This is a genomic window from Clostridium aciditolerans (genome assembly GCF_016316925.1).
Lineage (GTDB): Bacteria > Bacillota > Clostridia > Clostridiales > Clostridiaceae > Clostridium_AM > Clostridium_AM aciditolerans.
Genome location: NZ_JAEEGB010000010.1, coordinates 24,269 through 38,288 on the forward strand (window position 1 = coordinate 24,269; position 14,020 = coordinate 38,288).

Annotated in this window: 14 protein-coding genes; 6 read left to right on the plus strand and 8 right to left on the minus strand. The window is 31.0% G+C overall.

Annotation, left to right across the window (positions count from 1 at the left end; all coding sequences use genetic code 11):
- Nucleotides 1–396: 396 nt before the first annotated feature.
- Together I6U51_RS09800 and I6U51_RS09805 are read right to left on the minus strand one after the other, a co-directional pair.
- Complete coding sequence (locus I6U51_RS09800) at nucleotides 397–4,161, minus strand: phosphoribosylformylglycinamidine synthase (protein WP_211142473.1); 3,765 nt, start codon at nucleotides 4,159–4,161, stop codon at nucleotides 397–399.
- A 215-nt stretch (nucleotides 4,162–4,376) separates the two neighbouring features.
- Nucleotides 4,377–4,625, minus strand: coding sequence for a hypothetical protein (locus I6U51_RS09805; protein WP_211142474.1), 249 nt, complete (start codon nucleotides 4,623–4,625; stop codon nucleotides 4,377–4,379).
- A 141-nt stretch (nucleotides 4,626–4,766) separates the two neighbouring features.
- Here I6U51_RS09805 and I6U51_RS25070 point away from each other — a divergent pair, with 141 nt between their 5' ends.
- Nucleotides 4,767–4,901, plus strand: a complete 135-nt coding sequence (locus I6U51_RS25070) for a hypothetical protein (protein ID WP_281395950.1) — start codon at nucleotides 4,767–4,769, stop codon at nucleotides 4,899–4,901.
- A gap of 100 nt (nucleotides 4,902–5,001) precedes the next feature.
- On the opposite strand, the gene glyA is transcribed toward I6U51_RS25070, so the two are convergent.
- A complete protein-coding gene (gene glyA / locus I6U51_RS09810) occupies nucleotides 5,002–6,237 on the minus strand; it encodes a serine hydroxymethyltransferase (protein WP_211142475.1) in 1,236 nt (411 codons plus the stop codon).
- A gap of 260 nt (nucleotides 6,238–6,497) precedes the next feature.
- On the opposite strand from glyA, the gene I6U51_RS09815 reads away from it, so the two are divergent.
- Nucleotides 6,498–7,271, plus strand: coding sequence for a threonine/serine exporter family protein (locus tag I6U51_RS09815; RefSeq protein ID WP_211142476.1), 774 nt, complete (start codon nucleotides 6,498–6,500; stop codon nucleotides 7,269–7,271).
- On the plus strand, nucleotides 7,268–7,726 hold the full coding sequence (locus tag I6U51_RS09820) for a threonine/serine exporter family protein (RefSeq protein WP_211142477.1): 459 nt from the start codon (nucleotides 7,268–7,270) through the stop codon (nucleotides 7,724–7,726). Before I6U51_RS09815 ends, I6U51_RS09820 begins: the two co-directional genes overlap by 4 nt.
- Nucleotides 7,727–7,835: 109 nt before the next feature.
- On the opposite strand, the gene I6U51_RS09825 is transcribed toward I6U51_RS09820, so the two are convergent.
- Both I6U51_RS09825 and I6U51_RS09830 read right to left on the minus strand, forming a co-directional pair.
- The gene (locus I6U51_RS09825) at nucleotides 7,836–8,111 is read right to left on the minus strand and encodes a metal-sensitive transcriptional regulator (RefSeq protein WP_211142478.1); all 276 of its coding nucleotides are present in this window, start codon (nucleotides 8,109–8,111) and stop codon (nucleotides 7,836–7,838) included.
- 186 nt (nucleotides 8,112–8,297) lie between these two features.
- Nucleotides 8,298–9,128 carry a Cof-type HAD-IIB family hydrolase gene (locus tag I6U51_RS09830; RefSeq protein ID WP_211142479.1) on the minus strand — a complete coding sequence of 277 codons (831 nt, stop codon included), beginning with the start codon at nucleotides 9,126–9,128 and terminating at the stop codon, nucleotides 8,298–8,300.
- 138 nt (nucleotides 9,129–9,266) lie between these two features.
- Between I6U51_RS09830 and I6U51_RS09835 the strand changes: the two genes are divergently transcribed.
- Nucleotides 9,267–9,740: a DUF4883 family protein gene (locus I6U51_RS09835; RefSeq protein ID WP_211142480.1), complete on the plus strand. Its 474-nt coding sequence runs from the start codon at nucleotides 9,267–9,269 to the stop codon at nucleotides 9,738–9,740.
- Between the two features lie 430 nt (nucleotides 9,741–10,170).
- Nucleotides 10,171–10,821, plus strand: coding sequence for a DUF4397 domain-containing protein (locus tag I6U51_RS09840; RefSeq protein ID WP_211142481.1), 651 nt, complete (start codon nucleotides 10,171–10,173; stop codon nucleotides 10,819–10,821).
- A gap of 53 nt (nucleotides 10,822–10,874) precedes the next feature.
- Here the strand turns inward: I6U51_RS09840 and I6U51_RS09845 are convergent, their stop codons facing one another.
- The 3 genes from I6U51_RS09845 to cax form a co-directional block, all read right to left on the minus strand.
- Nucleotides 10,875–11,516, minus strand: a complete 642-nt coding sequence (locus tag I6U51_RS09845) for a lactate utilization protein (RefSeq protein WP_425489759.1) — start codon at nucleotides 11,514–11,516, stop codon at nucleotides 10,875–10,877.
- Between the two features lie 317 nt (nucleotides 11,517–11,833).
- Nucleotides 11,834–12,046: a cold-shock protein gene (locus I6U51_RS09850; protein ID WP_425489760.1), complete on the minus strand. Its 213-nt coding sequence runs from the start codon at nucleotides 12,044–12,046 to the stop codon at nucleotides 11,834–11,836.
- A gap of 174 nt (nucleotides 12,047–12,220) precedes the next feature.
- Entirely contained in the window at nucleotides 12,221–13,261 is a 1,041-nt protein-coding gene (gene cax / locus I6U51_RS09855) for a calcium/proton exchanger (protein ID WP_211142582.1), read from the minus strand.
- 364 nt (nucleotides 13,262–13,625) lie between these two features.
- Here cax and I6U51_RS09860 point away from each other — a divergent pair, with 364 nt between their 5' ends.
- Nucleotides 13,626–14,009, plus strand: coding sequence for a NusG domain II-containing protein (locus I6U51_RS09860; RefSeq protein WP_211142484.1), 384 nt, complete (start codon nucleotides 13,626–13,628; stop codon nucleotides 14,007–14,009).
- The last annotated feature ends 11 nt before the right edge of the window (nucleotides 14,010–14,020 follow it).

The following is a 14,020-nucleotide window of genomic DNA, read 5'->3' on the forward strand; positions in this document are numbered from 1 at the left end:
TCCATTTACTTTTATGTACATATAAACTTTGAAAACCTTTAAGTATATTTTAGCAATTTTTCAGATTTTCATCAAACACCTTTCAATCTTATATGGTTATATACGAAATTAAAAAATGCGAAGCATCTTTTAAGAGGACAATTGACAGAGGACAGAGGACAATGAAGGTGAGTTTTCTTTCTTGCGTCAGAAAACTAATTTATTTTTTAAGACTCGTTTCACTAATGTGAAAAAGCGATTTATAAATTAAAGATTTTTCGTAGTGTAAGGTCGAAAAATCCTCCTTCATTGTCCTCTGTCAATTTTCCTCTGTCCTCTTAAAAATTTTGTTTCACATAATTTTTATTTTACAAATTAAAGTAACCATGTTATTTACAGTCAAATTAAATACCTTTTCTATTTAAAGTACTGTACTCCAGCTTCAAATATTCTTTGATCCTTATTACCAGGAATGTTTTTCAACACATTTTCTCCTAGTCTTTCTGAGTGGGCCATCTTTCCAAGCACTCTTCCATCAGGACTTGTTATACCTTCAATAGCATAATCAGAACCATTAGGATTAAATCTTATATCGTAAGTTGGATTACCATCAAAATCTACATACTGTGTAGATATCTGTCCTTTTGCTATTAGTTCCTTAATAGTATTGTCATTTGCTACAAATCTACCTTCTCCATGGGATACTGGTATTGAATGTATATCTCCAACTTTTACATTGTTAAACCAAGGAGAAAGATTAGATGTAATCTTTGTATTTACTACATTTGAAACGTGACGTCCTATTTTGTTATAAGTAAGTGTTGGACAACTTTCATCTATATCTACTATTTCTCCAAATGGTACTAACCCAAGTTTGATTAAGGCTTGGAATCCATTGCATACACCAATCATAAGACCATCTCTATTCTTTAATAAATCCATTACAGCTTCTTTTATCTTTGGATTTCTAAATACAGTAGCGATAAACTTACCTGAACCATCTGGCTCATCCCCTGCACTAAACCCACCTGGAAGCATAATTATCTGAGATGATTTTATAACTTTTCCCATGTAATCTACGGATTTCTCTATATCTCTACCTGTTAAATTCTTTAATACCATAACCTCTGTATCGGCACCAGCTTTTTTAAATACTCTTTCTGAGTCATACTCACAGTTAGTTCCTGGGAAAACCGGTATAAATACCTTAGGCTTAGCAACTTTAATAGCTGGACTCTTAATATTTTCTGTAGTAAACTGTACCAATTCTATTTTCTTGTCTATAATTTCTGTATTCGTAGGAAATATATTTTCTAGTGTTTTTTCTGAGGCTTCTATAATGTTATCAATGCTTATTTCTATTCCATTTACAGATATAACAGAAGCAGTCTGTGTTGCTCCTAATATCTTATATTCTAATCCTTTTAATACTTCTTCTAAGTCCAAGTCACTTGTTACTTCTATTATTATTGATCCATATTGTGGTGCAAACAATTCCTGTTCATCGATATTATTAATGAAATTCATTCCTATTTTGTTTCCAAAGCTCATTTTACTTACCGCTTCACAGATTCCACCTCTTCTAACTGTTATAGCAGATAATACCTGACCATTGTTAACCATGGTATTAATAGTATTGTAATTTTTCTTAAGAACATCAAAATTCGGAAGGTCATATTGGTCTCTTAATAACGGAATTATTATAACCTTATTTCCTGCTGCTTTGAATTCGGGAGATATAACTTTATCTACATTAGTTACATTAACTGCAAAAGATACTAGTGTTGGTGGTACATCCATATCTTTAAAGCTTCCTGACATACTGTCCTTTCCACCTATTGCAGCAATGCCAAGTTCTTTTTGAGCATGCATTGCTCCGAGCAGCGCTGAAAATGGTTTTCCCCATCTTTCCGGTTCATCGTTTAATCTTTCAAAGTACTCTTGAAAAGTCAATCTTACTTTGCTTGCATCTCCACCACAAGCTACAATCTTAGCTACAGATTCTACTACTGCATATACAGCGCCATGGAATGGACTCCATTTAGCAATTTCAGGATTATATCCATAAGTCATTATAGTTCCTGTTTTAGTTTCCCTATTTAAAACTGGAAGTTTTGCAACCATTCCTTCTGGTGGAGTTAACTGATATTTACCCCCAAAAGGCATAAGTACAGTTCCAGCTCCAATACTACTATCAAATCTTTCAACAAGACCTTTTTGACTGCATATATTTATATCACTTAAAGTATCAATCCATTTATCTTTCAGATTATCTACTTCTATATTAAAACCAAAGTAATTTTTATCTTCTTGTGGTGCTTTTACTTTTATATCTGTCTTACTTCTTACCCCATTTGTATCTAGAAAATCTCTACTTAAATCTACTATTGCATTTTCTCGCCAATACATTTTTAGCCTTCTGCTATCTGTTACCTCAGCAACAGTTGTAGCTTCAAGATTTTCATCTTCTGCATACTTTATAAATTTTTCTTCATTCTTCTTTGATACAACTACTGCCATACGTTCTTGTGACTCTGATATAGCCAGTTCTGTTCCGTCTAAACCTTCATATTTTTTAGGAACTAAATCTAAATTTATGTTAAGTCCTTCTGTAAGCTCTCCTATTGCTACTGATACACCACCAGCACCAAAATCATTACATCTTTTAATCATAGCGCTTACTTCTTCTTTTCTAAACAATCTTTGAATTTTTCTTTCTTCAACAGCATTTCCCTTTTGAACTTCTGAACCACAACTAAGAATTGAATTTTCCGTATGCTTCTTAGAAGAACCTGTTGCACCACCGCAGCCATCTCTTCCTGTTCTTCCTCCTACTAATATTACAACATCTGTTGGAACAGGTGTTTCTCTAACTACATTCTTCATTGGAGCGGCACCGATTACTGCACCGATCTCCATTCTTTTAGCTACATAACCTTCATCATATATTTCAACTACTTGACCGGTAGTTAATCCAATCTGATTTCCATAAGAACTATATCCATGAGCCGCTTCTGTAGTTATCTTCTTTTGAGGAAGTTTTCCTGGAAGAGTATTTTCTATTTTTACTCTTGGATCTCCACTACCTGTAACTCTCATCGCTTGATATACATAGGATCTTCCTGAAAGTGGATCACGAATAGCACCTCCAAGACAGGTTGCTGCACCACCAAAAGGTTCAATTTCCGTTGGGTGATTATGGGTTTCATTTTTAAACATTACTAACCACTTTTCAACTTGTCCATCAATTTCTGCATCAACAACTATACTGCAAGCGTTTATTTCCTCAGATTGATCTAAATCATCAAGCATGCCTTTTTTCCTAAGTTCTTTCATACCTATAGTTGCTATATCCATCAAACACATTGGCTTATTTTTATCTAAATAAAGGCTGTTTCTAGTATTTATATATTCTTCATATGCCATTTTAATTGGATCAGTTAAATTTCCATTCTCTATTTCTACTTTATCTATTTCTGTCATAAAAGTAGTGTGTCTACAGTGATCTGACCAATAAGTATCTATTACTTTAATCTCTGTAACAGTTGGATTTCTTTTTTCTGTATCTCTAAAATATTGCTGACAAAACTTCAAATCATTAAAACTCATGGCAAGTCCTCTAGTATCCATGAAAGCTTTTAGCTCAGCATCATTCATTTCCACAAAACCCTCTAAAGTTTCAACTTCATCTGGTACTTTTAGCTCCATTTCTAAACTATCCAGCTTTGTAAGCAAAGCTTCTCTAGAGTCAACAGTGTTTATACAATAATTCTTAATTTTATCAAACTCTTCTTCAGACACATCTCCTTGTATTACATATACCTTAGCTGATAAAATGTTCGGCTTTTCACTCTGAGTCAGTATTTGAATACATTGAGAAGCAGAATCGGCTCTCTGGTCATATTGGCCTGGTAGATATTCTACGGCGAAAGCTTTATCACATTCATTTATGATTATCTCTTCTTCATAAATATAGTCAACTGTTCTTTCAGAAAAAATAGTATTCTTAGATTTTTCATATTCTTCATCTAAAATTCCTGATATATCATAACGATTAATAACTCTTATTCCTGATAAACACTTAATATTTAAGCTTTCTCTTAAATCCTTGAGTAAATTTTGAGCCTCAACATCGAACCCTGCTTTTTTTTCAACATATAATCTTCTAACATTACTCTTCATTTTCATTTCCCCTCACTTCAGAATTTTTACGAACATTTTTTACTAAACATAAAATATAATTCGTAGTTATTATATCACAAATTCATTATTTAACCAATATTAAATTAGCAAATATATTATAAATTTTAAAATCACTAAAAAAAGCAGTATTATAATCAGCTTCAATTGATTATAATACTGCTTATGTTTTTATAATATTGTATTTTAACTTTATTCTAATTATTGATTTTTCCAATCATAAATATTTCTTTAGCGTATTTACCTAAATTACGAACATTATTATATAATGGTTTGTCCTTTGAAACTACTCCTTTTATTACATGTCCATTAACAGTTTTAATTTCCACTTCTTCTCCTAATTCACAATTCTCTAAACAGCACCCTCTAATATAAACTTTAAAAGAGTGATCTCCATTGCTGTGGCCTACTTCTTCGATTTCAATCCAACTTCCTCTTTTTATCATTAAAATCCCCCCATTTTCTCATCCTAAAATTAATTTACTTTTATAAATTATATGCAATGTAATTTGTAAATATATTTATATTTTTAAAAATGGGGATAATAATCCTAAAATATTAATCTTTAAACAAGGAGGAATATAACAATGAATAGTGGTTGCAGAAACGCTACTAACCCTATCAATAATACTATGAGTGGTAGAGAGGATGCAGAAAAAAATAGCAAAAATGCAAAACGTAAGAAAGCTAGTTTTTTCTTTGTTTTTGTAACAATAGTTTGAGGGGGCATCGCGCTAGTGGAACTAGCCTCAGTAATCATAGGTGCATTAAGAGCATGAGTAAACCCTACTCAGTGCATAAAAACTGAGTAGGGTTTTATTCTTAATTATATATTGGATATTTACTACATAGTTGCTTTACTTCTTCTTTAATGTTAGATAAGTCTTTATCTCTGTTCTCTATCGTATAATTTATAAAGTAAGCTATCTTTTTCATCTCATCTTCTTTAAATCCCCTTGTAGTAACAGCCGGAGTTCCTAATCTTATGCCGCTAGTAACATTTGGACTTAGCTTATCAAATGGTATTGCATTTTTGTTTACCGTAATTCCTACACTATCCAAAAGTATTTCCGCATCTTTTCCAGTTATATTTTTACTTGTTAGATCAAGTAAAATTAAATGATTATCTGTACCACCTGTAACTAATCTGAATCCATATTTAATTAATTCTTCTCCTAAAACTCTACAGTTTATAATTACTTGATCAATATAATCTTTATATTGATCGCTTAGCGCTTCTTTAAAGCACACTGCCTTAGCAGCGATAGTATGCATTAATGGACCACCCTGAGTTCCCGGGAAAATCATTTTATCTAAATCCTTGCCATACTTCTCCTTACATAAAATAGCTCCCCCTCTTGGTCCTCTTAGAGTTTTATGTGTTGTAGTTGTTACGAAATCTGCATAAGGCACTGGTGATATATGTTTTCCTGCAGCTACAAGTCCAGCTATATGAGCCATATCTACCATCATATAAGCTCCAACCTCATCACAAATCTCCTTAATTCTTTTAAAATCTATTTCTCTCGGATAAGCACTTGCTCCAGACACTATCATCCTAGGCTTGTACTTCAAGGCCAAGTTTCGCATTTCTTCATAGTCTATTTTTTCTGATTGCTCATTTACTCCATAAGATATGAAGTTATAAAGTTTACCGGAAAAGCTAACTCTGCTTCCATGGGTCAAATGGCCACCATGAGCTAAATTCATTCCTAAAACTGTATCTCCAGGCTCAAGAACAGTCATATATACTGCCATATTTGCTTGTGACCCTGAATGGGGCTGAACGTTTACATACTCTGCATTAAACAATTTTTTAAGTCTTTCTCTCGCTAGATCTTCTGCTATATCCACAATATGACATCCACCATAGTATCTTTTTCCTGGGTAACCTTCAGCATATTTGTTAGTTAAAAATGAACCCATAGCTTCCATAACGGATTTACTAGTAAAATTTTCTGAGGCTATAAGTTCTATTCCCTTTTCCTGTCTCAACTCTTCTTTCATTATGGTCTCGTAAATTTCCTTGTCAGTATTTTTTAAATTTTCAAAATTCAAATTACACACCTCTCCCCTTTTTTCAAATTTTAAGTGGTAAAATTAATTTTAATACTTAAAACAAGCAATTATCAAAAAGTCTTTAATTAAATTATAAATCTTTCCTATTGTTTTATCAATATTTAGCAATAAACTTATTTATTTACATATGTAATAAAGCTAATAGTAATGTTAAGGTTAAAGTTTTTTAAAACTAATATCTGTAAGTTTTACTTTATGTTATAATACTTTATATAATTTTTAGTATAAGGGGAATGATCATGGATTTTAACAGAATAATAAATATGGCTACATATGCCGGAAAAATAATGTTAGAAAGTGGAGCAGAAATATATAGAGTTGAAGAAACTATGGTAAGAATTTGTAGCTCGTGGAATATTCCTAATTTAGAAACCTTTGTAACTCCAACTGTAATAATGGTTTCCGCTTCAACTAAATATGGGCAGCCTATATCTATAGTCAAAAGAATAAAGAAAAGAACAGTTAACTTAGAAAAAATATCACAAGTTAATGATATTTCTAGAAATATAAAAAGTAGAGGCCTGACATTAGATGATATTGAAAGCAAATTATCTCAAATCGAATCATCAAAAGCCTATAGTGATAAATTAAACATAGTTCTTTCAGGAGTAGCTGCTGCCTTCTTTTCACTGGTATTCGGCGGAAATTTAAGAGATTTTTTCGTGTCATTCTTTATTGGATGCAGCATTAGAATTATATCCTTAACTTTAAGTAATTTATCTGCAAATGATTTCTTTATAAATATATTATGTGGTTCTTTTACCGCTATAGTTGCTTTAACATCTACATATTTAAATATAGGTTCCCATTCAGACAAGATAATAATAGGTTCAATTATGCTCCTTGTACCCGGTCTTGCGATAACGAATGCAATAAGAGATACTATAGCGGGGGACTTGCTTGCTGGAATTTCTCGTGCCGTGGAGGCCTTTTTAGTTGCCGTTGGCATTGCTTTAGGTACTGGAGTTGTTTTAAGATTTTGGCTTGTTTATTTTGGAGGTGTAAAACTATGATTTTAAGTTCTATATATACACTTATTGCTACACTATGCTTCTCAGTTATATTTAATATAAGAGGAAAAAACTTGGTATTTGCAGCTTTAGGCGGCGGCATTAGCTGGTACATTTATCTGCTTACCTCTTCCCTTTTAAACGGATATAGTATTTTACCTTTTTTTATTGCCTCAGTAGTTGCTTCAATTTATTCAGAGATAATGGCACGTGTCTTAAAAACCCCTGTAACCACCTTTATAATATGTGCTATTATACCTCTCGTACCTGGCGGCGGAATGTATAACACTATGTTTCAATCTATACAGGGAAATTTAAATGAATCCCTAACCTTAGGATTACAAACTTTATCTATTGCTGGAGCAGTAGCTATAGGAGTATTTTTCGTTTATTCTACATCAAAATTATTATTTTTGGCTAAAAGAAGCTTTAAGATGAGAGTAAAAAAATATATGTAATACTTTTATAATAAAGTTTTCCTAATCGAAACTCTTTAATTTTACATATAAAACATTATAGGGTCACAAGAGAATCAGTTAACTAACTGTCTTGTAACCCTATCTATACTTATTTCAAAAACATTGTAAGTGTTGAAACTAATTCTTCTATTTTTTTTATTTCTTCTTGATTTTCCGAGTCACATCCAAAACATCTCTTTGCATAGTTTTCTAGCACGATTGCTCCTACTTTGTTAATGGCAGCTCTTGCCGCTGCAACTTGAATTAATATATCTTTGCAGCAAGCTTCATTGTCCACCATCTTTTCAATACCTTTAATTTGCCCCTCTATTCTTCTTAGTCTCGTTTGTATATCTTTTTTTGTTACTATAGTTTTATCCTCCATAAATACCCACTCCCAATTATTATAAATTTTAAATACCTATACCCCGTATTTTAAAATTATATCATCTTTATTATTGACTATCAATAAGTTCTTTATTCAACTGAAAAAGATACGCAATAATACGTATCTCTTTCAGTAATAACTTTTTCTTAACTATTTAAGGCATCTTTGACTTGTTATTTTCTTTCAGACACCTAATATAAATTTTTGTATAACTTCTGCTATAGCACCATTATTATTATCCTTTTCAGTTACATAGTCAGCATACTTTTTTATATAGTCTCTTGCATTATTAACCACAACGCCTAAACCTGCACACTTTATCATACTTATATCATTTTCATCATTACCGATGGCAATACACTCTTCTATAGATATTCCATAATTATTGGCTAATACTTTAAGAGCATTTCCCTTAGATACTCCTTGTTTAAGTATTTCTATATTATTTATTTCTGACTTTGTAGTCTCTATCCCTATTATGCTATCTATTCTTTTTCTTAATTCATCCAAATATTCTATATCATCATCAATAACAACAATCTTATTAATGTCAAACTCAGCTTTCTCTATAACTTCTTTTACATCAGGCACTAATCTTATTTCAATCCTAAACTTCCTATCTATTTCTCTATTAAAATTATAAAATCTTTCTGTTGCAAATCTAAACTGCTCACTATAAATGGCATTTTCATCATAGAAGTGAAAATAAGTATCCTTTTTCTCCCTTATTGCATCTATAACCTTCAAAATATCCTTTTTATCAATTGATTTAGAATAAATTACCTCTCTATTTTCATCTAATATTATAGCTCCATTACAACAAATCATTGGTTGTTTCTTTGATATAGTATCCCCATAAAACTTTAGTCCAGAAGGCATTCTTCCAGAAGATATAACAAATTTTACTCCTTTATTAACAGCTTTACTTATCATATCTAGATTATTATCTGTTATATGTTTATTGTCATTTAATAAAGTTCCATCCATATCTACAGCTATAATTTTATACTTCAATGCTATCACTCCTAATTGTTGTAGTATTTAGTATCTAAATCTATACTTAATATTTTTTAAACTTTAGCTATTCATGTAATAAATAATCAATTATTAACATAATGTATTTTAGAATTAATTTATATTAGGGTGGTGTAATTGAAAAAAATACTAATTTCCCTTTGCACTTTATTTATTATATCTATTTTACTTGTAGGGTGCAATTATAATTTTAGTAATATTAACTTTAATAAAACTAAACCAAATAACTTTTATTATACAAATATTCTAGCTAAAAACTTGACATTAGAGTCATCTGTAAAATGTGTAATATTAGATACAAACTTTTATAAAGAAAAAGAGCTTTCAAAAGAAAATCTAGATACAGTAAAATCTATGTTAAAAGCTCTCAATAAAAATAATTTTGTATCCAAGCCTAGAGACATTCCAGAAAAACCTATATATAAAATGTTTTTTACCTTTAATAAAGAAAAACTTGTAATTAATGTTTATAGCGAAAAATATTTGTCAGTGTACCCATGGGACGGCAACTATTCAATGGATTATATAGATATGAGCAGCCTCCCTATTTCATTAAATTTATATAATCTTTGCAAATTCACATTCAATTAAATAATTCTTAAGTAAAAATTTGCGCTAGATATAGAGTTAACAGGCCGAAAATTGACTTATACGCCGGGATATGTTTCCAATCTTCAGCACGTTAAAAACTTTTAGTCAGTCTAAAGCTTGTGTTTCAAGATAACCTAAGAACTTTCGAGAACTCGCCGTGCTCAAACAACTCTAAAGTTCTAAGGTTCTCTTAAAACCCTTCACTAAGACTGGCACAAAGTTTTTAAATCTACTTCAGCTTTGGAAACATATCCCTCTGTATAAGTCAATTTTCTAGTTTGTTTCTATATAATCTCCTAAATCTTTTTTAAAATTAGTAAAGTGTTTTAAATAGCTTATATATTTAACAAAATTATAAGCTAAATGTTGTATCATATACTAAAAAGAAACATATATTGTTATTATGATTAATTTTATGAAAGGTGCTTAAATGTTTATATGTCCTTATCTTTTTAGATCTAATATCCTATTTAGAAATCCTACCTCTTATATAAGGGTACTGCATGCTAGTCCTGGTTCTCCTGCTGTAGACATATATATAAATAATGTTCCAACTATTAGAGGGCTTGCTTATAAAAACTTTACAGACTATGCACCTATAACTTCTGGTTTATACAACATAAAAGTATACCCTAGTGGCAATACAACACGTCCTTTAATAGATACTAGCTTATTTATACCTGATGGAATTATTTATACTATTGCTGCAATAGGAGCTCCTCCAAACATCAGCCTGCAACCAATCGAAGATACACGCAGACCTATAATAGAAGGTAAAACTTTATTAAGATTTGTCCATTTATCACCTGATACACCTAATGTTGATATAACTTTACCCGATGGTACTGTATTATTTAATAATATAGGGTATAAACAAGTTGAAAGGTATATTTCAGTAAATCCTGGGGTATACAGAGTGCAGGCACGTTTAACTGGAACAGATAAAGTAATTTTAGAAGTGCCTAATATTAATTTGCATCCTAATAGATTCTATACAATATATGCAGTAGGTCTTAGCTCAGGTAATCCTCCGCTTCAAGTTTTAATACCACTAGATGGAAATAGTTATCTAACTCCTTAGTTCGAAAATCCTTTAAACTAATTTAAAAGGGCTTGGTTTAACCAAGCCCTCTATTAATACCCTAAATCTTTTGCCACAATTATTACTTTGATTCTTCCCTTTTGACCCTGTTTTCTAATAAGCACATAGTCGTTACATATTCTTTCTGGACTATCACACTCCATACAGTATCCTAGCTTTGTGCAAGGAGTTTTTCTATTAAGACGCTTTGCATTTGCAGGAGCTGCACAATATTTCATACGATTATCTGCTTCTTGTATATCTTTTACAATTTTATTTACTCCTACTACTACGATCACCTTATCTGGACCATAAAGCATTGCCGCTACTCTATTCCCAGTACCATCTACATTATATAGTTCACCACTTTCAGTTACAGCATTACTGCTTACAAAATAAGCATCCGCACTAAAACTTTTTCTAAAAATCTCCTTTATTTGTTCAACTGTTAGTCCTGGTGCATATCTATCTAAAAAATTATATTTTCCATTCCTTAAAAAATCAATAACTCCCGTTTCAAAAAGAGTCATAGACCCTCCAACGGAAACAGTATCTCCTTCTTTGATAAATTCAGAAATTTTATCTATTACAGCCTTTTCGTCTGCAACATAATATGCCTCCATATTATTTTTCTCAAGATTCTCAATGGTTCTCTTTACTTTCATATCCATTACATATTTGATATTATTATCCACATCTATTCCCCCCATAAATTTTATATAAAATAACTAATTGCCACTAGTAAGATACTATCATAAAAGTGACTATAAGTCTCACTTTATAGTATAAAAAACTAACGCTACTTTTTCAATGGACAGTTGAAAATTGATAGTTGACAGTGAAGGTAAGTTTCCATAGTACAACGGAGAAAAATCCTCCTTCACCGTCAATTGTCACCTAATAAAAAGGATGCCTAATAACAAGACATCCTTTTATCCTCTCTATATAGCGGTTTACAATCTTTAAAACAAAGCTTTAACCTTACTATAAATCTATAAACACTTCTTAATATCTATAATTTATGTACATTAGACGCTTGCGGTCCTTTTGGTGTTTCAATTATATCATAACTAACTTGTTGCCCTTCACTTAAATCTTTTCTTCTTCCTTCTTCTTTTATAGCAGAATAATGAACAAAAACTTCACCAGATCCATCATCTCCTGTAATAAATCCAAATCCTTTTTCGTCATTAAACCATTTTACTACACCTGTTGACATTAACATTCTCCTCTCTTCTTATATCTACCAACTTGTAAGAAAAAGTTCCATGCTTGTTTCTCACACTTTTTCCTTAATTAAATAATAAAAACCTTTAAACCCTATATCTAATAGCCGAAACCAAAATACATGATTTATATTTTTATTATTTACATTATTCTTATATTAATACAGTAAGTTTTAAATTAAGAAAGAGATTGCAATTATAACATACACAGCTATCAACTGGATTCCTTCAAGCCAATTGGATTCTCCATCACTAGCTACTCTGTTTACAATAAGAACTGATACTATAAGTGCTACCATTTCAAATTCATTGAATATTATACTCATTGGCTTAAACAGGAGGCTCACGAATACCAATACTGGTGCAACAAATAAAATTATCTGCAAACTTGATCCTACCGCTATTTCCACTGCTACATCCATTTTATTCTTAAGTGCCATTAGCACTGCAGTACTATGCTCCGCCGCATTACCTATGATAGGAATAATAATTATACCTACAAAAAATTTACTTAACCCTAATGATTCTGTCATTGGTTCTACAGAGCTTACTAAATATTCACTTTCTAAAGCAATAACTATAGTGCACACTAGTAAAATAATTATAGACTTTAAAATGCTCCATTTTGGTTCTGATTCATCCGAATGCTCTGATCCATACAAATCTTTATGAGTATAAAAGGAAAAATAAAGACCCAATAAATATATTATAAACATCGCCAAGGCAACACCTATACTAAGCCATTCATATTTTCCTGTAAGAAGTTCCTTATTTACTGTATGAGTAAATATAGCAGGAATACTTAACCCAATAACTGCAAATAAAAGCATACTTGCGGAAACTTCTACTATACTTTTGTTAAATTTCTGGACCTTATATTTAAGTCCTCCAAAAAACATACTTGCACCTAATACTAGCAAAATATTCCCTATAACAGAACCTGCTATAGAGGCCTTTACTACATCAAAAAGACCCTCCTTCAATGCAAAGAAAGATATTATAAGCTCAGTAGCATTCCCAAAGGTTGCATTCAGGAATCCCCCTATTCTAGGTCCTGAATATATTGATATTTCCTCTGTTGCTTCTCCCATCAACCCAGCAAGGGGTATTATAGCTAAAGATGAAAATATAAAAATCCATATAGGGTCCATTTTCATAAATTCAGCTGCTATACTTATAGGTATAAAAACAAGTAAGTACTTCAAAAATTTCATCATCTACACCTCTCAATAATTTCACCTTAAATACATATTTATTATACATAATATCATTGCATTTCTATGCACTAAAGTCCTATTTCATATTTCCATATTTATTTTACCAAAATATTCACAGTTTACAATAAAATTAATTATAAAGTTCTATTTATTTTGTGACTTTTGAAGTTGTAAACATTTATGTATTATAGTAAAATTTTATATATGTCGACTTTTGTTTATTATATGATTATTTTCGCAGACCACAATTTATAATATCGCATTATTAATAACGGAAACTCCTTTTCGATTCCTCAAAGGAGTAAACGATTCACACAAAATCGGAGATTTTGATTCTCTGCTTATTAGAAAGGATACTAAAATGAAAAAAGGAGATAAAATTGCAGCTATACTAATCGCAGGTATAATCATTTTAAGCTTTATTGGTGTTTTCGCATATAAACATTATATTAGCGGATCTAGCCGTATAGCTATAATTGAGCAAAACGGTAAAGTAGTTAAAACTATAGATTTAAATAAGATAAAAGAAAAAAGTGAATTTACTCTCCCTTACAACAACGGTCACTTTAATAAGATAGAATTGGAGCCTGGAAAAATTCGCATTATAGATGCAGATTGCCCTGATAAAATTTGTGTCAAAACTGGTTGGATATCTGAGCCAGGGCAAACAGCAGTATGTTTACCACATAAGTTAATGATAAGAATAGAGGGCAAAAACTCATCATATGACCAAATCTCTAGCTAAATTTAAATTTT

Coding starts and splice junctions, on each gene's coding strand:
- I6U51_RS09805 (WP_211142474.1), bottom strand. CDS start 4,625: ATGATAAAAAGAGGAAGTTGGATTGAAATCGAAGAAGTAGGCCACAGC.
- I6U51_RS25070 (WP_281395950.1), top strand. CDS start 4,767: ATGAATAGTGGTTGCAGAAACGCTACTAACCCTATCAATAATACTATG.
- I6U51_RS09860 (WP_211142484.1), top strand. CDS start 13,626: ATGAAAAAAGGAGATAAAATTGCAGCTATACTAATCGCAGGTATAATC.
- I6U51_RS09840 (WP_211142481.1), top strand. CDS start 10,171: ATGTTTATATGTCCTTATCTTTTTAGATCTAATATCCTATTTAGAAAT.
- I6U51_RS09850 (WP_425489760.1), bottom strand. CDS start 12,046: ATGTTAATGTCAACAGGTGTAGTAAAATGGTTTAATGACGAAAAAGGA.
- I6U51_RS09820 (WP_211142477.1), top strand. CDS start 7,268: ATGATTTTAAGTTCTATATATACACTTATTGCTACACTATGCTTCTCA.
- I6U51_RS09815 (WP_211142476.1), top strand. CDS start 6,498: ATGGATTTTAACAGAATAATAAATATGGCTACATATGCCGGAAAAATA.
- I6U51_RS09800 (WP_211142473.1), bottom strand. CDS start 4,161: ATGAAGAGTAATGTTAGAAGATTATATGTTGAAAAAAAAGCAGGGTTC.
- I6U51_RS09825 (WP_211142478.1), bottom strand. CDS start 8,111: ATGGAGGATAAAACTATAGTAACAAAAAAAGATATACAAACGAGACTA.
- cax (WP_211142582.1), bottom strand. CDS start 13,261: ATGAAATTTTTGAAGTACTTACTTGTTTTTATACCTATAAGTATAGCA.